Source organism: Cellulosimicrobium sp. MI9406, assembly GCF_040595865.1.
Classification (GTDB): domain Bacteria; phylum Actinomycetota; class Actinomycetes; order Actinomycetales; family Cellulomonadaceae; genus Cellulosimicrobium; species Cellulosimicrobium funkei.
On sequence record NZ_JALIZI010000007.1, the window covers coordinates 131,298 to 153,461 of the forward strand.

Sequence of the window (22,164 nt, forward strand, 5' to 3'; positions counted from 1 at the left end):
TCCTGCGCTGGTCGGGGCGCCAGCATACTGGCGCCCCGACCTGGGCGGAGACCGGTCCGACGCCGGTCGCGGAGGCTACGCCTCGACGACGACCGGGACGATCATCGGACGACGGCGCAGGCGGTTGGAGACCCACCGGCCGATGACGCGGCGCATGACCTGCTGGAGCTGGTGCGTGTCCGTCGCGCCGCCGGCGATCGCGTCCTCGAGCGCCTTGACGACCTCGGGCTGGATGTCCTGGAACACCTTGTCGTCCTCGGCGAACCCGCGCGCGAGGATCTGCGGCCCCGCGAGGACCTTGCCCGTCGCGGAGTCGACGACGGCGAACACGGAGACGAAGCCCTCCTCGCCGAGGATGCGGCGGTCCTTGAGCTCGGCGTCCGTGATCTCGCCGACGCTCGACCCGTCGACGTACACGTACCCGCACGGCACGGCACCCACGACGGACGCGCGCCCGTCGACGAGGTCGACGACGACGCCGTCCTCGGCGAGGACGACCCGGTCGGCCGGCACGCCCGTGCGGACCGCGAGCGCCCCGTTGGCGACGAGGTGGCGGACCTCGCCGTGCACCGGCATGACGTTCTTGGGCTTGAGCACGTTGTAGCAGTAGAGGAGCTCGCCCGCGCTCGCGTGGCCGGACACGTGCACCTTGGCGTTGCCGCCGTGCACGACGCGCGCGCCGAGGCGCGTGAGGCCGTTGATGATGCGGAAGACGGCGTTCTCGTTGCCCGGGATGAGCGACGACGCGAGGATGACGGTGTCGCCGTGGCCGACCTGGACCTTGTGGTCGCCGTTCGCCATGCGCGACAGGGCGGCCATGGGCTCGCCCTGCGACCCCGTGCACATGAGCACGATCTCGTCGTCGCGCAGCGAGTCGACCTTCTTGAGGTCGATGAGCACGCCCTCGGGCACGTGGAGGTACCCGAGCTCGGACGCGATCGTCATGTTGCGGACCATCGACCGCCCGACGAGCGCGACGCGGCGTCCGTGGTGGTGCGCGGCGTTGAGGACCTGCTGCACGCGGTGCACGTGCGACGAGAACGACGCGACGATGATGCGCTTCTCGGAGGCGGCGAAGACGTTGTCGAGCACCGGGCCGATCTCGACCTCGGGCGTGACGAACCCGGGCACCTCGGCGTTGGTCGAGTCGACCATGAACAGGTCGACGCCCTGCTCGCCCAGGCGCGCGAACGCGCGCAGGTCGGTGATGCGCCCGTCGAGCGGGAGCTGGTCCATCTTGAAGTCGCCCGTGTGCAGCACGGTCCCGGCGCCGGTCGTCACCGCGACCGCGAGCGCGTCGGGGATCGAGTGGTTCACGGCGACGAACTCGCAGCGGAACACGCCGAGCTGCTCGACCTGCCCCTCCTTGACCGCGAGGGTCACGGGCGAGATGCGGTGCTCCTTGAGCTTCGCCTCGACGAACGCGAGCGTGAGCTGCGACCCGACGAGCGGGATGTCGCGACGCAGGCGCAGGAGGTAGGGCACGGCGCCGATGTGGTCCTCGTGGCCGTGCGTGAGGACGATCGCCTCGATGTCGTCCAGCCGGTCCGCGATGTAGTCGAAGTCCGGGAGGATGAGGTCGACGCCGGGCTGGTTGTCCTCGGGGAAGAGGACGCCGCAGTCGATGACGAGCAGGCGCCCGTCGTACTCGAGGACGGCCATGTTGCGGCCGACCTCACCGAGACCGCCGAGGGCGACGATGCGCAGCCCTCCGGCGGGGAGCTCGGGAGGCAGGGAGAGTTCGGGGTGGGGATGGCTCACGGGGCCTCCTGTCGTGGCTGAGCCGGGGGTTTCGAGGGCTCCTGCCCTCGCTAGTTCGTGGGTGCGGCAGCGTCTGCCGCGGTGGTCGCGCCCGCGAGCACGCCCGCGGCGGCGAGGGCGTCGCGCACGAGCGCGACGTCGTCCTCGGTCGCCGCGACGTTCGGCAGGCGCAGGAAACGGTTGTCGGTGACGCCGAGCAGCTCGACGGCGGCCTTGGCCATGACGGCCTGGAAGCCGGCACCGTTGAGCGCGTCGATGACGGGCGTCGTGGTGAGGAAGACCTCGAGCGCGCCCGCCGGGTCGCCGGCGTCGAAGCGGCGCACGACCTCCGCGAACTGCGGCGCGACGGCGTGCGCCGACACGGAGACGATACCCGCGGCGCCGTGCGCGAGGAACGGGAGCAGCAGCCCGTCGTCGCCGCTGTAGAAGGCGAGGCCCGTCGATGCCGCGAGCTTCGCGGCGGCGTAGACGTCGCCCGTCGCGTCCTTGGTCGCCACGACCCGCTCGTGCGCCGCGAGGCGCGCGTACGTGTCCGGGGCGATGCGCACCCCGGTGCGGCCGGGGACGTCGTACAGCATGACGGGGAGGTCGGCCGCCTCGGCGATCGCGACGACGTGGCGGTAGACGCCCTCCTGGCCGGGGCGCGAGTAGTACGGGGTGACGACGAGGAGCCCGTCCGCCCCGGCCTCGGCGGCCTGCTCGGCCATGCGCAGCGCGTGGTCGGTGTCGTTGGACCCGGCGCCCGCGAGGACCGCCGCGCGGTCGCCGACCGCCTCCACGACGGCGCGCACGAGGTCCTGCTTCTCGGGGGCGTGGGTCGTGGGCGACTCGCCCGTCGTGCCGCTCAGCACGAGGCCGTCGTTCCCGTCGTCCACCAGGCGCTTCGCGAGCCGGGCCGCCGCCTCGAGGTCGACGGCGCCGTCGGGCGTCATCGGGGTGACCATGGCCGTGAGGACGGCACCGAACGGGCGCGCGGGGGTGGCGGGAAGGACCATGTGCACAAACTACCGTGCGGCGGGTCGTCGCACCGCGCCCGTCCGGCAGCGGCCGGGCGGCGTACGCGGCGGGGGCCCGGCGCTCCGCACCGCTCGCCCGGGTGCGTCCCCGCGACCCCCAGGGCGATACTCGGAGCATGTCCCGCCCCGCCTCGACGTCGAACCTCTCCCCCGCGCTCGTCGCCCACGTGCCCACCGGGCTGCTCGTGGACGGCCACTGGGGTCCTGCGGAGGGCGGGCGGACCTTCGAGGTCGAGGACCCGGCGACCGAGGAGTCGCTGTTCGACGTCGCGGACGCGAGCCCGGCGGACGCGCTGCGCGCGCTCGACGCCGCGCACCGTGCGGCGCCCGCGTGGCGCGCGACGCCCCCGCGCGAGCGGGGCGAGGTGCTGCGCGCCGTCTACGACCGGGTCGTCGCGCGGGCCGACGACGTGGCGGCGCTCATCACGGCCGAGTGCGGCAAGCCGCTCGCCGAGGCGCGCGCCGAGGTGCTCTACGGCGCCGACTTCCTGCGCTGGTACGCGGAGCAGGCGGTCCGCGCCGACGGGCTCGCACGGACGGCGCCCGCGGGCGGCAACCGCCAGCTCGTCTTCCGCCGGCCCGTGGGGCCCGCGCTGCTCGTCACGCCGTGGAACTTCCCGATCGCCATGGCGACGCGCAAGATCGGCCCGGCGCTGGCCGCCGGGTGCACGGTCGTCGTCAAGCCGGCGCGGCTCACCCCGCTCACGACCGCGCTCGTGGCCGAGGTGATCCGCTCCGAGCTCGCCGACCGCGGCCTGCCGACGGGCGTCGTCAACGTCGTCCCGTCGTCGCGCGCCGCCGACGTCACCGAGCCGCTCCTCGCGGACGAGCGCCTGCGCAAGCTGTCGTTCACCGGCTCGACGCCCGTCGGGCGCACGCTGCTCGAGAAGGCGTCCGCCCAGGTGCTGCGCACCTCGATGGAGCTCGGCGGCAACGCCCCGTTCCTCGTCTTCGCGGACGCCGACCTCGACGCGGCGGTCGAGGGCGCCGTCGTCGCGAAGCTCCGCAACGCGGGGCAGTCCTGCGTGGCGGCGAACCGCTTCCTCGTGCACGACGCCGTCGCGCGGGAGTTCTCCGAGCGCCTCGCCGCCGCGTTCGCGGACCTGCGGGTCGGGCCGGGCGCCCAGGACGGGACGCAGGTCGGGCCGCTCATCGAGGCGAAGGCCGTCGACAAGGTCGCCGAGCTCGTCGACGCGGCCGTCGACGGCGGGGCCCAGGTGCTCACCGGCGCGGAGCGGCCCCGCTCCCCCGGGTACTTCTACTCCCCCACCGTCCTGTCGGGCGTCGACCCGGACGCGCGCGTCGTCAGCGAGGAGATCTTCGGCCCGGTGGCCCCCGTCGTCGCGTTCGGCGACGACGACGAGGGCATCGCGCTCGCGAACGCGACCGAGTACGGGCTCGCCGCCTACGCGTACACGACGTCGCTCGACCGGGCCGTGCGCGTCTCCGAGGAGGTCGAGGCCGGCATGATCGGCGTCAACCGCGGCCTCGTCTCCGACGCGAGCGCCCCGTTCGGCGGGCTCAAGCAGTCCGGCCTCGGCCGCGAGGGCGGCGAGGCCGGCCTGGAGGAGTACCTGGAGACGGTCTACGTGGCCCTCTGACGTCCCCCCTCCCTTCTCCCTTCTCCCCCGCCGCCGTCGAGCACGGGGTCACGGACCGGGATCCGACGATCCCGGTCGCCGTCCCCGTGCTCGACGGGCGGGTGAGCCGTCCTCGTCACCGGCAGTGCGGGCGGGCCTGCGGGGCCCTCACGGGGCGTTGGTACCCTGACGCCCCGGTGACGACCGGTGACCGGTGCCCCGCGCGCCGGACGGTCGTCGCCGTCCGCCGTCACCGACTCCCGGAGAGCCCACGCCCGTGCCCTCGACGCCCGCGTTGACCACCAGCCCGAACGTCCCCTCGCCCAGCGCCCGCGTCACCACCGTCGGGTACATGATCTTCGCGTCGCGGTGGCTCCAGGCGCCGCTGTACTTCGGCCTCATCGTGGCCCAGGTGGTCTACGTGTGGCAGTTCCTCAAGGAGCTGTGGCTGCTCGTCGTGGGCGGCTTCACGGGCCGCGCGACGGACCACGCGACGCACGAGGTGGTCAGCTTCGGCGCCGAGGAGATCATGCTCGCGGTGCTCGGGCTCGTGGACGTCGTCATGATCTCCAACCTGCTCATCATGGTCATCGTGGGCGGCTACGAGACGTTCGTCTCGCGCATCCGGCTCGAGGGCCACCCCGACCAGCCCGAGTGGCTGAGCCACGTCAACGCGAACGTGCTCAAGACGAAGCTCGCGATGTCCATCGTCGGCATCTCGTCGATCCACCTGCTGCGCACGTTCATCGACAGCAGCCGGTACACGCCGACGCAGCTCATGTGGCAGACGCTCATCCACCTCGCGTTCGTCCTCTCGGCGCTCGCCCTCGCGCTCATCGACCGCATGTCCCTCACCGCGCACCAGCGCGCGGCGAACGCCGCCGCCGCGGGCGAGGGCCCGGCCGACCCGCACGCATGAGCCGGCCCGACGACGTCCCCCGCCCCCGCGCCGACCCCGCGCCCGAGGGGGCGCGGGCGGCCGCCGCGGACGTGCCGGACGTCGTCGGCGTGCCGGACGCCGAAGAGGTGCCGGATGCCGTCGAGCACGTGGCCGAGCAGGCCGTCGAGGACGAGGTCCGCGCCGCGGTCCGCCAGGCCGTGTCCGTCTCCGTCGCGACGGGCCTGTACGGCATCTCCTTCGGCGCGCTGTCGGTCGTCGCGGGCCTCGACGTCGCGCAGACCATGGCGCTGAGCCTGCTCATGTTCTCGGGCGGCTCGCAGTTCGCGCTCATCGGCGTGGTGGGCGCCGGGGGCGCGCCGGTCGCCGCGATCACCACGGCGGGCTTCCTCGGCGTCCGCAACGCGCTCTACGGCGCGCAGCTCGGCCCGCTGCTCGCGCTGCGCTCGTGGCACAAGGTCGTCGCCGCCCAGTTCACGATCGACGAGTCGACCGCCGTCGCGACCGCGCATCGGTCCCGACGCGCCGTCCGGGCCGGGTTCTGGTGGACGGGCGTCGGCATCTTCGTCCTCTGGAACGCGATGACGCTCGTCGGGGCGCTCGCGGGCGACGCGCTGGGCGACCCGCGCGCGTGGGGGCTCGACGCCGCCGCGGCGGCCGCGTTCCTCGGCCTGCTGTGGCCGCGGCTCGCGACGCGCGCGATGCAGCTCACCGCGGCCGCGGCGGTGGTCGTCGCGGCGGCGCTCGTCCCGGTCGCACCGGGCGGCGTGCCGGTGCTCGCGGCGGCCGCGGTCGCCGTCGTCATCGGCCAGGTCGACGCGCGGCGCCGACGGGCCGCCGACCGTGCGGGGACCGCGGTCGGTCCCTGCGGAGAGGAGCCCTCGTGACCTCAGCGACCGTCTGGGTCGTCGTGCTCACCGCGTCCGCGGTGTGCTTCGCGCTCAAGCTCGCCGGCCACCTCGTGCCCGAGCACTGGCTCGCCGACGAGCGCGTCGCGCGCACCGCCGCGCTCGTCACCGCCGCGCTCCTCGCGGCGCTCGTCACGGTGCAGACCGTCGGCGACGGGCAGGCCCTCGTCGTCGACGCACGCCTGCCCGCGCTGGGCGTCGCGGCCGTCGCGCTCGCGCTGCGCGCGCCGTTCATCGTCGTCGTGGTCCTCGCCGCGGTCACGGCCGCGGGCCTGCGCGCGCTCGGCTGGGGCTGAGGCCGTCCCGGCGCCCGGCCGGGTCTCGTAGGGTGAACCCGTGAGCCTCTTCCGCGAGACCGCCGACGTCTCCGTCCGCCCTGCCGTGCCCGGCGACGACGTCGCGATGACCGCGATCCAGGTCGGGGCGTGGCGCTCCTCGCACGCCGACGTGCTCGGCGACGACGTGCTCGACGCGCTCGACACCGTGCGGATGCGCGAGCAGTGGGCCGCCGCGATCTCCTCGCCGCCCGGCCCCGGCTTCGCGGTGCTCGTCGCGTGCGCGGGGGCCGACGTCGTGGGGTTCGCCGCGGTCGCGCCCGGCCAGGTCCTCGCGCTCGAGGTCGAGCCGCGCCACCAGCGCGGCGGGCACGGGTCGCGCCTGCTGGCGGCGGCGGTCGACCGGCTGCGGCGCGACGGCGCGGACGAGGTCGTCACGTGGGTCCTCGACGGCGACGCCGCGCGCGAGGCGTTCCTCGCCGGGTCCGGGCTCGGTCCCGACGGGCGCACCCGGACGCTCGCGACCGGGCTGCGGGACGTCGTCGAGCGGCGCTGGACGGCCGAGATCTGACGACCGCGGGACCCCGCGTCACTCAGCCGTGACACGCCCGTGACCCGCCCGTCCCCGTGACCTGCGAGGATCGTCCGCCATGGGCATCCTCACCGACTACTTCGCCGCACCGGACGACGCACGGGCCGCGCTCGCCGCGCAGGCGGGACCGGCCTCCCCCGACCCGCTGACCACGCAGCCGGGCTTCGCGACCGTGGAGCTCCGGGGCATCGACCCGTTCGTCGTCCTCGGCACCCTGGCGAGCCTGCTCACCGACCGCCCGTACGCCGAGGTCACGGCGGACGCCCGCCACGGCTCGCTCGTCGCGACCGGGGGTGACGAGGGGCCGTGGGTGGTCTCCGTGACGGACGTGCTCGTCGGGGCGCTCGCCTCCGCGACGCCCGCCGCGCTCGACGAGGTCGCCGTGCGGTGGGCGGCGACGGAGGAGCTCGAGGGGTCGGACCCCGCGGGCCTCGCCGACGCGCTGCACCGGCTCGCGGCGCTGTGCGTCCGCGCCGACGACGCGGGGCACCGGCTCTACTGCTGGACGAGCCTGTGACGCGCGCGCCCGGGCGCCGTCAGGCCCGGCGGCGCGCGCGGTAAAGCGCCGCGGCCTTGCGCAGCGCCTCCCGGGCCCGACGGCGGTCGCGCGCCGCGTCGTAGGCGAACGCGAGGTGGTACCACGCCTCCCAGCTCGTCGGGTCGGCGTCGACCGCGTCCCGGTACGGGCCGAAGGCCGCGTCGGCGGCGTCCCGGTCGATCCGGCCGCCCGGCGAGCGCGGTAGGTCGTCGACGGGCAGGCGGCCGCGGTCCGCGAGGTCGTCGGCCATGCGCTGCACGGTGCCGGCGAGCAGGAACTCGCGCCCGACCAGGCCGACGACGAGCAGCGGCAGCACGAGCACGCCGGCCCCGATCGCCATGGCCACGGGCTCGCCCGTGCCGATGAGGGCGGCGGACCGCCCCGCGACCTGCCACACGTAGAGCGCGAGCAGGAGCGTGACGAGGACCGCCCCGACGATCGCCTTCCATGGGCGCCCGGCGCGCGACCGCGCGCGCGAGCCGCCGTCCCCGGGCCCGGGGCCGTCCGGGCCGGTGGACCCGCCGGGCACGCTCACGCGAGGTCCAGCACGTTCTCGAGGCCGACGGTCAGCCCGGGTCGGCCCACGACCTCGCGCACCGCGAGCAGGACGCCCGGCATGAACGAGACCCGGTCGAACGAGTCCTGCCGGATGACGAGCTGCTCGCCCGTGTTGCCGAACAGGATCTCCTCGTGCGCGACGAGGCCGCGCAGACGGACGGCGTGCACGCGCACGCCGTCGACGTCGGCGCCGCGCGCCTCCCAGCCCGTCTCGGTCGCGTCCGGGCCCGTCCCGAGACCGGCGTCGGCGCGCGCGGCGGCGATCGCCGCGGCGGTGTGCCGCGCGGTGCCGGACGGCGCGTCGACCTTGTCCGGGTGGTGGAGCTCGATCACCTCGGCCGACTCGAAGTAGCGCGCGGCCTTGGCGGCGAACGTCATCGCGAGGACGGCGGACAGCCCGAAGTTGGGCGCGATGAGCACGCCGAGCCCCGGCGCGCCGGCCGCGGCGGCACGACCGAGGTGCGCGACGACGCGACCGCGGCTCTCCTCCGTCCAGCCCGTGGTCCCGACGACGGCGTGCACGCCCGCGTCGATCAGCGCGTGGACGTTCGCCTCGGTCGCGGCCGGGACCGTGAAGTCGACGGCGACGTCCGCGCCGCCGAGCGTGGCGGCGGCGACCTCGTCGCCCGCGTCGAGGCGCGCGACGAGCTCGAGGTCCGCGGCGCCCTCGACGGCGGCGCAGACGGTCGCGCCCATGCGTCCGGCGGCGCCCAGGACGGCGACCCGCAGCGGGCGACCGGGCTGCCTGCCGGGGGCGGTCGGTGCGGGATCGGGCGCGGGGGTGCTCTGCTCGCTCACGCCCGTCACCCTATCGCCGGAGCGCGCGCCGAGCGGTGCCGCGTCCGCCGCACCGGGCAGTGGGTCTGCCCACAGCACGACGGCGGCCGCCCTCCGCGAGGAGGACGGCCGCCGCGAGACGCGTGGAGGCGGGCTCAGTCGCCGAACGGCCCGACGCGCACGACGGAGCGCGGGCGCGACGCGAGGTCGTCGGCGAGCTTCTGCACGTCGTCGGCCGTGACGGAGCGGATCGCGTCGAGCGACTCCTCGACGCTCAGGAGCTCGCCGTAGACGAGCTCGGCCTTGCCGAGCCGGCTCATGCGCGAGCCGGAGTCCTCGAGGCCGAGGACCATGCCGCCCGAGAGCTGGCCGATGCTGCGGTCGAGCTCCGCGCCGGTGATGCCGTCGGCCGCGAGGCGGTCGAGCTCGCTGTGCAGCAGCGCGGTCACCTCGTCGACCTTCGACGGCGCGCACCCGGCGTAGAGGCCGAACGTGCCGATGCCGCCGTGGCCGGACGCGAACGAGTAGGTCGAGTATGCGAGGCCGCGCCGCTCGCGGATCTCCTGGAAGAGCCGCGAGCTCATGCCGCCGCCGAGGACGGCGCTGAGCACGGAGAGCGTGAAGCGGCGGTCGTCCGTCGCGGCGAGACCGGTGCCGCCGATGACGACGTTCGCCTGCTCGACCGCCCGGTGGACCGACAGCTCGACGCTCGCGGCCCCGACGCCCGCCAGGGCGGGGTCCGCGGGGTCGCGCCGCGCCCGGGGTGCGCCCGACGCGTCGAGCGTCCAGCCGCCGTCGCGCAGCGCCGTGCCCACCTGCTCGACCAGCGTGTCGTGGTCGACGCCGCCCGCCGCCGCGACGACGAGCGTCTCGGGGCGGTAGTGCCAGCGGTAGTGCTCCCACACGGCGTCCCGGGGCACGGCGTTGATCGTGTCCGGGGTGCCGCCGATGGGCCGCCCGAGCGGATGGCCGGCGAGGACCGCCGCGGCGAACTCCTCGTGCACGACGTCCGAGGGGTCGTCGTCGTTCATCGCGAGCTCTTCGAGGATCACGCCGCGCTCGGTCTCGAGCTCGTCGGGGTCCAGGCGCGCGGAGGTCACCATGTCGGTGATGACGTCGACCGCCATGGGGAGGTCGGCGTCGAGCACGCGCGCGTAGTAGCACGTGTGCTCCTTGCCCGTCGCCGCGTTGGCCTCGCCGCCGACGGCGTCGAACGCCTCGGCGATGTCCATCGCGGAGCGGCGAGCCGTGCCCTTGAACAGCAGGTGCTCGAGGAAGTGCGTCGACCCGAAGTGGCCGTCGGTCTCGTCGCGCGAGCCGACGCCGACCCACGCGCCCACCGTCGCCGAGCGCAGGCCCGGCATCGACTCGGTGAGCACGCGGACCCCGCCGGGCAGGACGGAGCGACGGATCGTCGCGCCGTCCTGCCCGGCGGTCAGCTCGGCCCCGGCGTCACCCGCCGGGACGAGCGGAAGGTCCCACGGCACGTCAGGCGTCCGCGTCCTCGGTCGCGGGAGCGTCGGCCGGAGCCTCGTCCTCGACCACGGCGTGCAGCGAGAGCTTGCCGCGCGGGTCGATCTCGCCGATCTCGACCTGGACCTTCTGGCCGATGGACAGCACGTCCTCGACGTTCTCGACGCGCTTGCCGCCCACGAGCTTGCGGATCTGGCTGATGTGCAGCAGACCGTCCTTGCCCGGGGAGAGCGAGATGAACGCGCCGAACGACGTCGTCTTGACGACCGTGCCGACGAAGCGCTCGCCGATCTCCGGGACGTGCGGGTTGGCGATCGCGTTGATCGCCGCGCGGGCGGCCTCGGCCGACGGGCCGTCGACGGCGCCGATGTACACGGTGCCGTCGTCCTCGATGGAGATGTCCGCGCCCGTCTCCTCCTGGATCTGGTTGATCATCTTGCCCTTGGGGCCGATGACCTCGCCGATCTTGTCGACCGGCACCTTCACGGAGATGACGCGCGGGGCGTTCGGGGACATCTCGTCGGGCACGTCGATGGCCTCGGCGAGCACGTCGAGGATCGTCAGGCGCGCGTCGCGCGCCTGGGTCAGCGCACCGGCGAGCACCGAGGCGGGGATGCCGTCGAGCTTGGTGTCGAGCTGGATGGCCGTGACGAACTCGCGCGTGCCGGCGACCTTGAAGTCCATGTCGCCGAACGCGTCCTCGGCACCGAGGATGTCGGTGAGCGCCGCGTAGCGGGTCTCACCGTCCACCGTGTCGGAGATGAGGCCCATCGCGATGCCCGCGACGGGGGCGCGCAGCGGCACGCCCGCGTTGAGGAGCGAGAGCGTCGAGGCGCACACGGAGCCCATGGACGTCGAGCCGTTGGAGCCGAGGGCCTCGGACACCTGGCGGATCGCGTAGGGGAACTCCTCGCGGCTCGGCAGCACCGGCACGAGCGCACGCTCGGCGAGCGCGCCGTGGCCGATCTCGCGGCGCTTCGGGCTGCCCACGCGGCCGGTCTCGCCGGTCGAGTAGGGCGGGAAGTTGTAGTTGTGCATGTAGCGCTTGCGCGTCTCCGGACCGAGCGAGTCGATCTGCTGCTCCATGCGGAGCATGTTCAGCGTGGTGACGCCCATGATCTGGGTCTCGCCACGCTCGAAGAGCGCGGAGCCGTGCACGCGCGGCAGCACCTCGACCTCGGCCGAGAGGGTGCGGATGTCCGCGAGCCCACGACCGTCGATGCGCACGCCGTCGGTGAGCACGCGCTGGCGCACGAGCTTCTTCTGGAGCGCGCGGTACGCGGCGGAGAGCTCCTTCTCGCGGCCGTCGAACCCGGCCTGGAGCTTGCCCACCATCTCGTTCTTGATCTCGTCGAGACGGTTCTCGCGGTCCTGCTTGTCCGCGATGGCGAGCGCCTCGCGCAGGTCCGTCGCGACCTCGGCCTCGACCGCGGCGAACGCGTCGTCCTGGTAGTCCAGGAAGACCGGGTACTCCTTGACGGGCTTCGCGGCCTGCGCGGCGAGCGCCGACTGCGCGTCGCACAGCGCCTTGATGAACGGCTTGGCCGCCTCGATGCCCTCGGCGACGACCTCCTCGGTCGGCGCGGCCACGCCCTCGTCCTTGACGAGGCCCCAGGCGCCGTCGGTCGCCTCGGCCTCGATCATCGCGATCGCGACGTCGTCACCGACGACGCGACCGGCCACGACCATGTCGAAGACCGCGCGCTCCTTGTCGGAGTACTTGGGGAACGCGACCCACTGGCCGTCGACCAGCGCGATGCGGACCGCGCCGACCGGGCCGGAGAACGGCAGGCCGGAGATCTGGGTCGACGCCGACGCGGCGTTGATCGCGAGCGTGTCGTACGCGTCGTCCGGGTGGAGCGCGAGGACCGTGATGACGACCTGGACCTCGTTGCGCAGGCCCTTGACGAAGAGCGGGCGCAGCGGGCGGTCGATGAGGCGGCACGCGAGGATCGCGTCCGTCGAGGGGCGGCCCTCGCGGCGGAAGAACGAGCCGGGGATGCGGCCCGCGGCGTACATGCGCTCCTCGACGTCCACCGTCAGCGGGAAGAAGTCGAACTGCTCCTTGGGGTGCTTGCCGGCCGTCGTGGCCGACAGGAGCATGGTCTCGTCGTCGAGGTACGCGGCGACGGAGCCGGCGGCCTGACGGGCGAGGCGCCCGGTCTCGAACCGGACGGTGCGGGTGCCGAAGCGACCGTTGTCGATCGTGGCCTCGGCGAACTGGATCTCGGGACCCTCCACGGGTGCCCTCCCTTTCTCGAAGCGCCGCCCGGGTAGCCCTGTCGAGGGTTCCGGTCCGCGCCCCGGCGCGTGGCGCAGGGGCTCCGGTCGCACTCGACGCTCGGCGGTCTTCGATCGAGGTCCACGGCGGTTCCCGCACCGGTCCGTCCGAGGACGGTGCCGTGGGGGTCCGTGAGCCACTACCGAGGACCGAACGAGAGGCCGGCGGCGCGGTGGGTGGTGTGCGGCTGGGTGGTGCTCAGCCGGGGTGTGACGGGTACATCACACCAGACCAGCCCGGTCCCCGCAGGGACCGGGCTGGCGGTGTCGTGTCAGCGACGCAGACCGAGGCGCTCGATGAGGCTCCGGTAGCGGTTGATGTCGACCTTCTGCAGGTAGCCGAGCAGGCGACGGCGCTGGCCGACGAGGAGGAGCAGACCACGACGGCTGTGGTGGTCGTGCTTGTGCTCCTTGAGGTGCTCGGTGAGGTCCTTGATGCGCTGCGTGAGGAGCGCGACCTGGACCTCGGGCGAACCGGTGTCGCCCTCGCTCGTCGCGTACTCGGTCATGATGCGCTGCTTCGTGGCAGTGTCGAGCGGCACGGTTCTCCTTCGGGTTCGTTGCGCGGTGCGCCGGGACGGATCTCCCGGGCTCTCTCTGTCCGCGGCCGGTCAGACGGCGCATCCATCTTACCAGGTGGACGCGCCGTCGCCCGCCGCGGCCCCGTCGTCCCGGCCGGACCGCGCGTCGTGCCTCAGGGGGCGCCGTCGTGCCCGGCCGTGCCGTCACCGCGGAACCGGCCCGCGGCGTCGGGCAGCACCCCGGCGAACCGGAGCAGGTCCGGCAGCGTGAGGACGAGCGACCCGTCCTCGAAGTGCACGCCCTGCGCGGGCGTCCAGTGGTTGCTCGTGCGCACGTACGGCGTGTCGTCCTGCCGCAGCAGGTACACGAACGTCTCCGCGAGCACGCGGCTGCCGACCTCGCCGAGGAAGCTGCCGTCGCCCTGGAGCTCGGCCTCCTTGAGGACGTAGTACCACAGCGGGGTGCCGCCGTGGTCGCCGTCCCGCAGGGCCGCGAGCGCCTGCTTCACGTCGTCGCCCGCCCGGTCCTCGAGCTGGGCCGGGGTGAGCGGGACGACGCCGAAGGCCGCCGCGACGGCCTCGCCCGTGGGCAGCGCGAGCATGTAGCCGCGCAGCAGGTTGCGCTGCGCGAGCTGCTTCTGGAGCGCGCTCGCGACGAGCTGGGCCGGCGTGTGCGCGGGCGGCTCGGGCGGCAGGTTCCCCTCCTTGACCATCGTGCCCAGGCTCGGCGCGAGGAACGTGTCGATCTTCTCCGCCGCGCGGAACGTCCGCGGGTCGCCCTTGTCGACGAACCGGGCCCACTCGATCGGCCAGTTGGACGGCAGGACCGGGGTGCCCTGCGGTCCCGGACGCAGGCTGCCGCCGTTCCCCGTGAACTGGAAGAGCTGCGTGAGGCTCGCGTTCGCGGGCGGCGGGCCCGTGAAGTTGACGTTGAAGTCGTAGGAGTCGCGGATCATCGAGTGCCCGAACCGAAACGCCGCGACCGCGAACTCGAGCGGCATGGAGATCGGGTACCGGGGCCGGAAGAACGACGTGTCGCGCAGGAGCGTCGCGTCGAGCACGCCCGGCTTGGTGAGGGTGCGCAGGTAGTCGTTGACCACGAGCCACTGGTAGTGCCACCGCACGAGCTGGCTCGCGCGCTCGAACACGCCGCGCTCCCCGCCCGTGAGCCGGGTCCAGGGCTCGACGTCGTCCACCCAGTCCACGACGGCGTTGTGGAACCGGATCATCGCGAGGTGGAGCTGGGCGACCACGAGGTTCTCGTCGTTGCGCCCGTCCGGGATCAGCGGCGCGCCGCCGTCGTCGCGCGGCAGGTCGCGCTGCGCGTCGTCGCCGGGCGCCACGAGCGAGAACGACGGACCGCCCGGGATGACGAGCGGCTCGGTCGAGATGCGGCCGAGCCGCAGCTTCGCCGAGCCCGGCACGTACGACGCCTCGCTGCGCGTCGTGCGGTACCCGCGCTCGCCCTCGAACCGCGGCCCGCTGCCGTACAGGGAGTCGAGGTTGAGCGCCGGGTGGCGTCCGTTGTGGAGCGAACGGACCACGACCCACGGCGCGAAGACCCGGAAGGGCACCGCGTCGACGTCGCCGAGCGCCTGGTCCCCGTCGCGGCCCGTCGTCGTGTCGGGGCCGTTGGTGTTGAGCGTGATGTCGTGGTCGATGAACTGGCCCCAGTACGTGTACACGGCCGGCACGTGCGAGTCGAGGCTGCGCGGCGGCTGCCCGGGCGGGGTGACGGGCCGGGCGACCATCGCCGCCCCGAGCGTCTTCAGCGCGGCGACGGTCGCGGCCGTCGCGCCGTTCCCGACCGGGAGGTGGAACCGCGGGAAGCGCTCCGCGAGCTGCGGGAACAGGTAGTCGAACGCGGTCGTGGAGTCGTACCGGTGGTGCTCGAGGTCGCGCGCCACCGCGGCCTCGGCCGCGGGCAGGAGCGGTGCGTCCGACTCCGCCGGGTCCACGTCCGCGTCGGTCGCGACCTCGTCGGGGACGACGGCCGACCCGTGCCCGACGCTGCGGACGGTCCGGCCGACCGGGGTGGACGCCTGGTCGACGGCGTCGGGTGCGACGTCGTCGACGACGGTCTCGGCGACGGGAGCCGCCGTGTGCTGCTGAGCCTCCATGGCTCTGCCCTCTCTGTCGGAGGTCTTCGTGCGGCCCGCGCGGCGGGCCGCCGGCGCCCCCGCGGGCGTGCGCGCGCGGGGACGGGTGCGACCGCCCCCGGGCCGCAGCCCGAGGACCGCGCGGCCGCCTGGGCGCCGTGCACGACGGCGCCGCTCACCCGGAGGGAGGGCCCGGCGCCGGTGTCGTGACACGGCCGGGCAGCGCCCGCAGGACGGTGCGGTGACGGTCTCGAGGACGGTCCCGACGACGCCCGTCCGACGGCTCGGGCGAGTACCGGCGAGGACGCGCCGCGACGGACCCGGCCGGGCTCAGCCCCGCAGGAGGCCGCGGCGCCGGGCCTCGGCGACCGCGGCCGTGCGCGACGGCGCGCCGAGCTTGTCGTAGACGTGCACGAGGTGCGTCTTCACGGTCGCGCGCGAGAGGAACAGCTCGTGCGCGATCTCGTCGTTCGTGCGCCCCTCGGCGACGAGCGCGAGGACCTCGAGCTCGCGCGCCGTGAGCGCCGTGCCCGGGCTGCGCAGCCGGCCGAGCAGCCGCCGCTGCACCGCCGGGCCGAGGGCGACCTCGCCCGCCGCGGCCGCGCGCACGGCGGCGACGAGCTCGTGGGTCGGCGCGTCCTTGAGCAGGTAGCCGCGAGCGCCCGCCTCGACCGCGGCGAGGATGTCGGCGTCCGCGTCGTAGGTCGTGACGACGAGCACGGGCGGACCGTCCGTCGCGACGATCTCGCGGACCGCGTCCACGCCCCCGAGGCGGCCGGGGCCGAACTGCAGGTCGAGCAGCACGACGTCGGCCCGCAGCCCGGCGCGCAGCCGGGCGAGCAGCTCCTCGGCGGAGCCGACCTCGGCGACGACCCGCACGTCCGGCTCGGCCTCCAGGACGGCGCGCAGGCCGGTCCGCACGACGGGGTGGTCGTCCGCGAGGACGACGTCCACGGCGGGCCCGGTCATCGCTCCTCCTCGGTGCCGGCGTCGGTCTCGGTCCGGGTGTCGGCCGGGCGGTCGGCGGGGCGGTCGGCCGGGTCGTCGGCCGGGTCGTCGGCCGGGTCGTCGGCCCGGTGGTCGGCAGCCGCGCCCGACCGGGTCCCGGTGGTCGCCGCGAGCGGCACCCACGCGGCCACCGCCGTGCCCGCCCCCGGCGCGGACTCCACGGACAGCGTGCCCCCGAGGTCCGCGACCCGCGCGCGCATGGCGCCGAGGCCGAAGCCGCCGGGCCGGTCCGCCGCCGGCGCGGGGACGGCGTCCGGGTCGAAGCCGCGCCCGTCGTCGACCACGTCGAGCGCGACCGCGTCGTCCCCCGGCCCGGTGCCCGCGAGGAAGCTCACGGTGACGGCGGCGCGCGTCGCACCGGCGTGCCGCTCGACGTTGGCGAGCGCGGACTGCGCCACGCGCAGCAGGGCGGCCTCGACCTCGGTCGGCAGCGGGACGGGCTCGCCGCTCACCCGCACGACGACGCGCGGCCCGCCCTCGGCGGCGCGTCCGGACGCCCGGTCCGCGACGCGGCGCAGGGCCCCGACGAGGTTCGACGACGCGAGGTCGGCCGGCGCCAGCGCGCGCACGACGCGGCGCGCCTCGGCGAGGTTGTGCCGCGCGACCTCGCGCGTCTGCTCGACGTACCCGCGCGCGGTCTCCGCGTCGCCGGCGTCGAGCGCGGTCCGGGCCGCGCGCAGGAGCAGCTCGGCGGACGAGAACCCCTGGGCGAGCGTGTCGTGGATCTCGCGCGCCAGGCGCTCGCGCTCGGCCGCCACCGCCCGCTCCCGCTCCGACGCCGCGAGCTCGTCCCGGGTGCGCACGAGCTCGTCGAGCGTGCGCTGGCGCTCCTGGGACTCCCGCACGACCGCCTCCAGCGCGAGGACGACGACGACCGCGACGGCCCCGCCGATGGCCGGCCCGAGCACGAACGGCAGCGCGACGCGCGCGGTCCACGCGGCCATGACGCCCACGACGAGCACGACGACCACCGCGACCGCGACCGGGCCCCGGCGCGGGCCGAGGACGTGCATCGCCACGAACATCAGGGGGAACGCGACCCAGACGGCGGTCGTCGTGACGAGCGACAGCCCGACCCAGAGGGCCACGAGACCGGTCACCCACGCCCCCGCGGGCCACCACCCACCGCGCGGCGCGCGCACGTCGACGGGCACGGGGACGCGACGACGGCCCACCACGTACAGCGCGAGCAGGGCCGCGCCGAGCAGCACGGCGCCCACGCCCCGCGCCGTCGACGTGACGAGCGCGCCCGCGACCGCGAGCACGACCAGCCCGACGAGCAGCACGTCCAGACCACGCCGCAGCCACCGCGTCGCGGTCGGCACGACCGGCGCGACGCGACCGGCCACCGACATCGCGGGGGCTACCGATGCATGGCCCGACGACGCACGGCCCGACGGCGCAGCACGGCCCGCGAGCGCGGCAGGCTCGGCGGCCTCGGGTCCGGGCGGGGTCACGCCGTCACCCTAGCCACGGCGCCGCGGCCCGGCATCGTCCGAACGGTCGATCCCGTGATCGTCCCTGCGGCGCCCCAGGACCGGCCGGACCGGTGATCCGCGGCGCGCCTCGACGCGGGACGGTGGACGGGACGTCGGGACGGGCCCTGCGGCGCACGACACTCGCGCTCGCCGGACCGTGTACCCGCCCCCGCTCCCTGTCTCTCACTGCCCCTCGGACCCCGGAGGTCTCCCCGTGTTCCTCGCCCTGCGCGACCTGCGCCACGCGCGCGGTCGCTTCGCGCTCATGACGGTCGTCGTCGCACTCATCACGTTCCTCGTCGCGTTCCTCGCGGCGCTCACCGCGGGCCTCGGCCGCGCGAGCACCTCGGCGGTCACCGACCTGCCGGTCGACCGCGTCGCCTTCGCGCCCCCGGCCGAGGGCGCGTCCCCCACCTTCACGGAGTCCGAGGTGACCGCCGCGCAGACGGACGCCTGGGCCGCCGTCCCCGGTGTCGACGCCGCGGAGCCGCTCGGCGTCGCGACCGTGCGTGCTTCCGGCGACGCGACCGCCGCCGTCACCGCGTTCGGGGTGCGGCCCGGTGCGGGGCTCGTGCCCGGCACCGACGACGGCGGCGCCGACGTCTCCCCCGGCGCCGTCGTGCTCTCCCGCGGCGCGGCCGACGCGCTCGGCGCCGACGTGGGCGACCCGGTGGACGCCGGGCCGCTCGACCTGACGGTCTCCGCCGTCGCGGACGTCGAGGCGGACTACGCGCACACGCCGGTCGTCTGGGTGGCCCTCGACGACTGGCAGGCCGTCGGCGCGCGGGGCGGCGCCTCGCCCGCGGGCGCCTCGACCGACGAAACGACGGACGGGCAGGTGGCCACCGTCGTCACCCTGCGGTTCGGCGACGACCCACCGGCCGCGGACGCGCTCGCCGCCACGGACGCCCACGTCGGCACCGTGACCGCGACGCCGCGCGAGGCGCGCTCGGCCATCTCGTCGTTCACCGCCGAGAACCTCTCCCTGACCCTCATGCAGGTCTTCCTCCTCGCGATCTCGGCGCTGGTCGTCGGCGCGTTCTTCACCGTCTGGACCATCCAGCGCGCGGGCGACGTCGCGGTGCTGCGCGCGCTCGGTGCCTCGACGCGCTACCTGCTGCGCGACGCGATCGGCCAGGCCGGCGTCGTGCTGGGCGTGGGCGTCGGCGTCGGCACGGCCCTCGCGGCCGGCGCGGGACTGCTCGCGTCCCAGGTCATGCCGGTCGTCGTCGACCTCTCGACGACCCTCGTGCCCGCCGTCGTGCTCGTCGTGCTCGGCGGACTCGGCGCGGTCCTCGCCGTGACGCGCGTCGCGCGCGTCGACCCGCACGCGGCGCTCGCGGCCCGCTGACCCTTCTCCCTCTCGTCCGTACCGACCCTCAGGAGCTCCCCGTGGACCTCGTCCTCGACCGTGTCCGTCTCACCTACCCCGACGGCGACGGCGTCCTCGTCGCCGTCGACGACGTCTCCCTCACCGTGCCCTCGGGCACCACGACAGCGCTGCTCGGCCCGTCCGGCGCCGGCAAGTCCAGCCTGCTCGCCGTCGCGGCGACGCTCACGCCGCCGACGTCGGGCGTCGTGCGGGTGGGTCCCGACGTCGTCAGCGCACCGCTCGACCCCGGCACCAAGCCCGGGGACGCGGCCGGACGGCGCGGCCGGCGGCGCGCGCGGCGCGCGGCGGACCGGGCGGCGGCGCTGCGCCGCGAGCGCATCGGGCTCGTGTTCCAGCAGCCGCAGCTCGTCGCGTCGCTCACCGTGCTCGAGCAGCTCGAGCTCATGAGCCACCTGCGGGGGCGCTCCCCCGCGTCGCGCCGCGCGCACGCCCTCGCGCTGCTCGACGCGGTCGGGGTCGCCGACCGCGCGGGCCGCCGGCCCGAGCACCTCTCGGGCGGGCAGCGCCAGCGCGTCGCGATCGCCCGCGCCCTCATGAACGACCCCGAGGTGCTCCTCGTGGACGAGCCGACGTCGGCGCTCGACCACGAGCGGGGCGTGCAGGTGGTGGAGCTGGTCGTGCGGCTCGCGCGCGAGCTCGACGCCGCGACGCTGCTCGTCTCGCACGACGAGGCGACGCTCGACCCGGTCGACGCGCGGGTCCACCTCGCGGACGGCCGCCTCGTCCCGGCGCCCGCGGCGGCCTGAGGGCGCGCTCGTGCCGCCGTCGGGTCAGCGGACCGCGCGCACGCGGGTCGCGACCGCGACCGCCACGACGGCGGCCACCGCCTGGGCCACCACGACGCCCCACCCGGGCGTACCGACGAGCAGCGCGACCCCGAGCGGGACCGCGCCGAGCACAGCGACGTCGGGCCCCTTGCGCAGCACGGCCGCGGCGCCCGTCGGCAGGCCGCCCGAGGGTGTCGCGAGCAGCGGCCCGCCCCAGTCCGGCGGCTCGCGGTAGGCGCTGCGCACGGCGGCGGCGCCCTGGACGACCGCCGCGAGCACCGCGACCCCGACCCAGCGTGCGTCCCCCGTCCCGAGCGCGAGCGGGGCCGCGCCCGCGACGAGGCAGGCCGTCGCGGTGAGCGTCGGGACGACGCCGCGCGCGAGCCGCGTCCAGCGCGCGCGGAGGGGCACGAGCGCGTCGACGACCGGGGCCATCTCGGCCGTGCGCGCCCCCTCCGCGCCGAGCACCGCCGCGCCGAGGCCCGCCACGACGAGCAGGGCGAAGAGACCGAAGCCGGAGCCCAGCCCGGGCACCTGCTGCGCGACGACCGTGAGGGCGGCGAGACCGACGAGCTGGGCGAGCGCCGACGGGCTGCGGCCCAGCAGCACGAGGTCGGCCGCGACCACCGCGCCGACGGGACCGCGCACCGCGGCGAACCGGTGCGGCCGGCGGACCCGGACCCGGGCGGCGCCGGCCCGGCGCAGGGCCCGACCGAGGTCGCGCGTGTCGAAGGACAGCACGGCGCCGCCCACCTGGTCCGCGACCGCGCTCTGCGCGCGCAGCACCGTCGCGCCGAGGGACTCCAGCCCGCGCCACCACCGCAGCACGAGCAGCGCCGCGACGGCGAGCAGGCCGAGCACGACGACGAGCGGCGCACCGAGCGGCGGGAGACCGGGGCGCCCGGCGACGACGAGCGCGAGGCCCGCGACCGGCACGGCCGCGACCGCGACGTCGCTCGCCCGCGCGAGCACCCCAGCGGCGCGGGCCGACGGCTGGGCGAGTCCCGCGACCGCGACGAGGAGCAGGCCGAGGGCGCCGCCGGTCGCACCGGCGCGCAGCGCGGGCACCGCGTCCAGCCCGGCCGCGACCGCGACGACGGCGCTCCCCAGCGCGCCGAGCACGGCCCCGAGCACGACGGCGCGCGCGAACGACGGCGACACGAGCCCCCGCCGGTCGGCGGGCGTCGGCACCCACCACCGCACCCCGCCCCCGCCGGCGCCGACCGGGCCCAGGCGCACGGCCGTGCCCGTGAGGAACGCGAGCAGCGCCGTCGTCCCGAGCGCCTGGACGGCCCCCGGTCCCAGCACGGAGGGCCCGCCCGCCGGCGCGGCGGTCGCGAGCGTCGAGCGCAGCATCGAGGCGAGCCCGACGACCCAGCCCGTCGCGAGCGCGACGGACACCACGGCGTAGGCGACGTCGACGACGATCTCGCCCGGCCCGGCGTCGGCCCGCGCGGCCGCGGCACGGGCGGTGAGACGGCGCAGCTCGCGGCCCGTCAGCAGCTCGTCCGGGTCGGAGCGCAGCGCGCTCGCTCCGTGCGTCACGGTCAGCGCACCGCCAGGAGCGCCGCGTGGACGTCGGCCGGGGCGAGCGGGACGCACCGGTCGTCGCCGACGAGCAGGCCGCGCGCGCCCGTGCGCTCGATGAGCTCGGGGTCGTGCGTGGCGAGGACCACGGCCACGCCGCTGCGCGCGTCCTCGACGAGCAGCGCCGCGAGGCGCTCGCGCATCCCCGGGTCGAGCCGCTGCTCGGGCTCGTCGAGGACGAGCAGCTCGCGGGGCCGCACGAAGCCCGAGGCGAGCAGGAAGCGTCGCCGCTGGCCGGAGGAGAGCGCCGACGGGAGCGACCGGCCCTGCTCGGCGATCCCGAACCGGTCGAGCAGCTCGTCCACGACGGCCCCGGCCCCCGGCACGCCGTGCCCCCGCGCGACGAGGACGAGGTGCTCACGGACCGTGAGCGCCGGGAAGAACGCGTCGTCGTCGAGAACGCCCGCGACGCGCGCCCGGAAGTCGCGCTCGCGCTCGTCCACGTCGCGCCCGAACGCGCGCACCGCACCGCCGAGCGGCGCCTGGAGACCGAGCAGCGTGCGCAGGAGCGTCGACTTGCCGCTCCCGTTGGCGCCGATCACCACGACCAGCTCGCCCGGCGCCACGGCGAGGTCGACGGGCGCGCACACCGCGACGTCCGCGTAGCCGACGCGCAGCGCGCGCGCCTCGAGCACGGGTGCCGGGGCGGCCACGG

Annotated in this window: 20 protein-coding genes; 8 read left to right on the forward strand and 12 right to left on the reverse strand. The window is 75.8% G+C overall.

The window, feature by feature from the left end:
* Positions 1–75: 75 nt before the first annotated feature.
* Together MT994_RS14250 and dapA are read right to left on the reverse strand one after the other, a co-directional pair.
* Positions 76–1,761, reverse strand: coding sequence for a ribonuclease J (locus tag MT994_RS14250; protein ID WP_034655491.1), 1,686 nt, complete (start codon positions 1,759–1,761; stop codon positions 76–78).
* A 50-nt stretch (positions 1,762–1,811) separates the two neighbouring features.
* The gene (dapA, locus tag MT994_RS14255) at positions 1,812–2,756 is read right to left on the reverse strand and encodes a 4-hydroxy-tetrahydrodipicolinate synthase (protein WP_021482387.1); all 945 of its coding nucleotides are present in this window, start codon (positions 2,754–2,756) and stop codon (positions 1,812–1,814) included.
* Between the two features lie 137 nt (positions 2,757–2,893).
* On the opposite strand from dapA, the gene MT994_RS14260 reads away from it, so the two are divergent.
* The 6 genes from MT994_RS14260 (at position 2,894) to MT994_RS14285 (ending at position 7,547) form a co-directional block, all read left to right on the forward strand.
* Positions 2,894–4,378 (forward strand): NAD-dependent succinate-semialdehyde dehydrogenase, encoded by a 1,485-nt coding sequence (locus MT994_RS14260; protein ID WP_354806789.1) that lies wholly within the window; start codon positions 2,894–2,896, stop codon positions 4,376–4,378.
* Positions 4,379–4,652: 274 nt separating this feature from the next.
* Positions 4,653–5,276, forward strand: coding sequence for a TIGR00645 family protein (locus tag MT994_RS14265; protein ID WP_051028262.1), 624 nt, complete (start codon positions 4,653–4,655; stop codon positions 5,274–5,276).
* Positions 5,273–6,142, forward strand: a complete 870-nt coding sequence (locus tag MT994_RS14270; RefSeq protein WP_354806791.1) for an AzlC family ABC transporter permease — start codon at positions 5,273–5,275, stop codon at positions 6,140–6,142. Before MT994_RS14265 ends, MT994_RS14270 begins: the two co-directional genes overlap by 4 nt.
* Positions 6,139–6,459: an AzlD domain-containing protein gene (locus MT994_RS14275; protein WP_043658086.1), complete on the forward strand. Its 321-nt coding sequence runs from the start codon at positions 6,139–6,141 to the stop codon at positions 6,457–6,459. The genes MT994_RS14270 and MT994_RS14275 overlap by 4 nt, the downstream gene beginning before the upstream one ends.
* 40 nt (positions 6,460–6,499) lie before the next feature.
* Entirely contained in the window at positions 6,500–7,009 is a 510-nt protein-coding gene (locus MT994_RS14280; RefSeq protein ID WP_043658083.1) for a GNAT family N-acetyltransferase, read from the forward strand.
* Between the two features lie 79 nt (positions 7,010–7,088).
* The gene (locus MT994_RS14285) at positions 7,089–7,547 is read left to right on the forward strand and encodes a hypothetical protein (protein WP_043658080.1); all 459 of its coding nucleotides are present in this window, start codon (positions 7,089–7,091) and stop codon (positions 7,545–7,547) included.
* Positions 7,548–7,566: 19 nt separating this feature from the next.
* Here MT994_RS14285 and MT994_RS14290 read toward each other — a convergent pair whose 3' ends face one another.
* The 8 genes from MT994_RS14290 to MT994_RS14325 form a co-directional block, all read right to left on the reverse strand.
* A complete protein-coding gene (locus MT994_RS14290; RefSeq protein ID WP_061267601.1) occupies positions 7,567–8,007 on the reverse strand; it encodes a hypothetical protein in 441 nt (146 codons plus the stop codon).
* A 92-nt stretch (positions 8,008–8,099) separates the two neighbouring features.
* Positions 8,100–8,855 carry a 4-hydroxy-tetrahydrodipicolinate reductase gene (dapB, locus tag MT994_RS14295; RefSeq protein ID WP_034656111.1) on the reverse strand — a complete coding sequence of 252 codons (756 nt, stop codon included), beginning with the start codon at positions 8,853–8,855 and terminating at the stop codon, positions 8,100–8,102.
* 203 nt (positions 8,856–9,058) lie between these two features.
* A complete protein-coding gene (locus MT994_RS14300; RefSeq protein ID WP_194216875.1) occupies positions 9,059–10,390 on the reverse strand; it encodes a pitrilysin family protein in 1,332 nt (443 codons plus the stop codon).
* A gap of 1 nt (position 10,391) precedes the next feature.
* Complete coding sequence (locus MT994_RS14305) at positions 10,392–12,617, reverse strand: polyribonucleotide nucleotidyltransferase (protein WP_021479898.1); 2,226 nt, start codon at positions 12,615–12,617, stop codon at positions 10,392–10,394.
* Between the two features lie 311 nt (positions 12,618–12,928).
* On the reverse strand, positions 12,929–13,198 hold the full coding sequence (rpsO, locus tag MT994_RS14310; protein WP_021479897.1) for a 30S ribosomal protein S15: 270 nt from the start codon (positions 13,196–13,198) through the stop codon (positions 12,929–12,931).
* Positions 13,199–13,350: 152 nt separating this feature from the next.
* Positions 13,351–15,297 (reverse strand): heme peroxidase family protein, encoded by a 1,947-nt coding sequence (locus MT994_RS14315; protein ID WP_354806792.1) that lies wholly within the window; start codon positions 15,295–15,297, stop codon positions 13,351–13,353.
* A gap of 309 nt (positions 15,298–15,606) precedes the next feature.
* Entirely contained in the window at positions 15,607–16,245 is a 639-nt protein-coding gene (locus tag MT994_RS14320) for a response regulator transcription factor (protein ID WP_074810003.1), read from the reverse strand.
* On the reverse strand, positions 16,242–17,741 hold the full coding sequence (locus MT994_RS14325) for a sensor histidine kinase (RefSeq protein ID WP_354806793.1): 1,500 nt from the start codon (positions 17,739–17,741) through the stop codon (positions 16,242–16,244). The genes MT994_RS14320 and MT994_RS14325 overlap by 4 nt, the downstream gene beginning before the upstream one ends.
* Before the next feature lie 235 nt (positions 17,742–17,976).
* Here MT994_RS14325 and MT994_RS14330 point away from each other — a divergent pair, with 235 nt between their 5' ends.
* Complete coding sequence (locus tag MT994_RS14330) at positions 17,977–19,113, forward strand: ABC transporter permease (protein WP_354806794.1); 1,137 nt, start codon at positions 17,977–17,979, stop codon at positions 19,111–19,113.
* A gap of 41 nt (positions 19,114–19,154) precedes the next feature.
* The gene (locus tag MT994_RS14335; RefSeq protein ID WP_354806795.1) at positions 19,155–19,901 is read left to right on the forward strand and encodes an ATP-binding cassette domain-containing protein; all 747 of its coding nucleotides are present in this window, start codon (positions 19,155–19,157) and stop codon (positions 19,899–19,901) included.
* 24 nt (positions 19,902–19,925) lie between these two features.
* Here MT994_RS14335 and MT994_RS14340 read toward each other — a convergent pair whose 3' ends face one another.
* Complete coding sequence (locus MT994_RS14340) at positions 19,926–21,467, reverse strand: DUF6297 family protein (protein WP_354806797.1); 1,542 nt, start codon at positions 21,465–21,467, stop codon at positions 19,926–19,928.
* Positions 21,468–21,469: 2 nt separating this feature from the next.
* Positions 21,470–22,162 carry an ABC transporter ATP-binding protein gene (locus tag MT994_RS14345; RefSeq protein WP_354806798.1) on the reverse strand — a complete coding sequence of 231 codons (693 nt, stop codon included), beginning with the start codon at positions 22,160–22,162 and terminating at the stop codon, positions 21,470–21,472.
* Positions 22,163–22,164: the final 2 nt, after the last annotated feature.

Excerpts from the sequence above, each read along its gene's own strand:
- MT994_RS14320 (WP_074810003.1), bottom strand. The coding sequence starts at position 16,245 with ATGACCGGGCCCGCCGTGGACGTCGTCCTCGCGGACGACCACCCCGTC.
- MT994_RS14315 (WP_354806792.1), bottom strand. The coding sequence starts at position 15,297 with ATGGAGGCTCAGCAGCACACGGCGGCTCCCGTCGCCGAGACCGTCGTC.
- MT994_RS14260 (WP_354806789.1), top strand. The coding sequence starts at position 2,894 with ATGTCCCGCCCCGCCTCGACGTCGAACCTCTCCCCCGCGCTCGTCGCC.
- MT994_RS14270 (WP_354806791.1), top strand. The coding sequence starts at position 5,273 with ATGAGCCGGCCCGACGACGTCCCCCGCCCCCGCGCCGACCCCGCGCCC.
- dapA (WP_021482387.1), bottom strand. The coding sequence starts at position 2,756 with ATGGTCCTTCCCGCCACCCCCGCGCGCCCGTTCGGTGCCGTCCTCACG.
- MT994_RS14285 (WP_043658080.1), top strand. The coding sequence starts at position 7,089 with ATGGGCATCCTCACCGACTACTTCGCCGCACCGGACGACGCACGGGCC.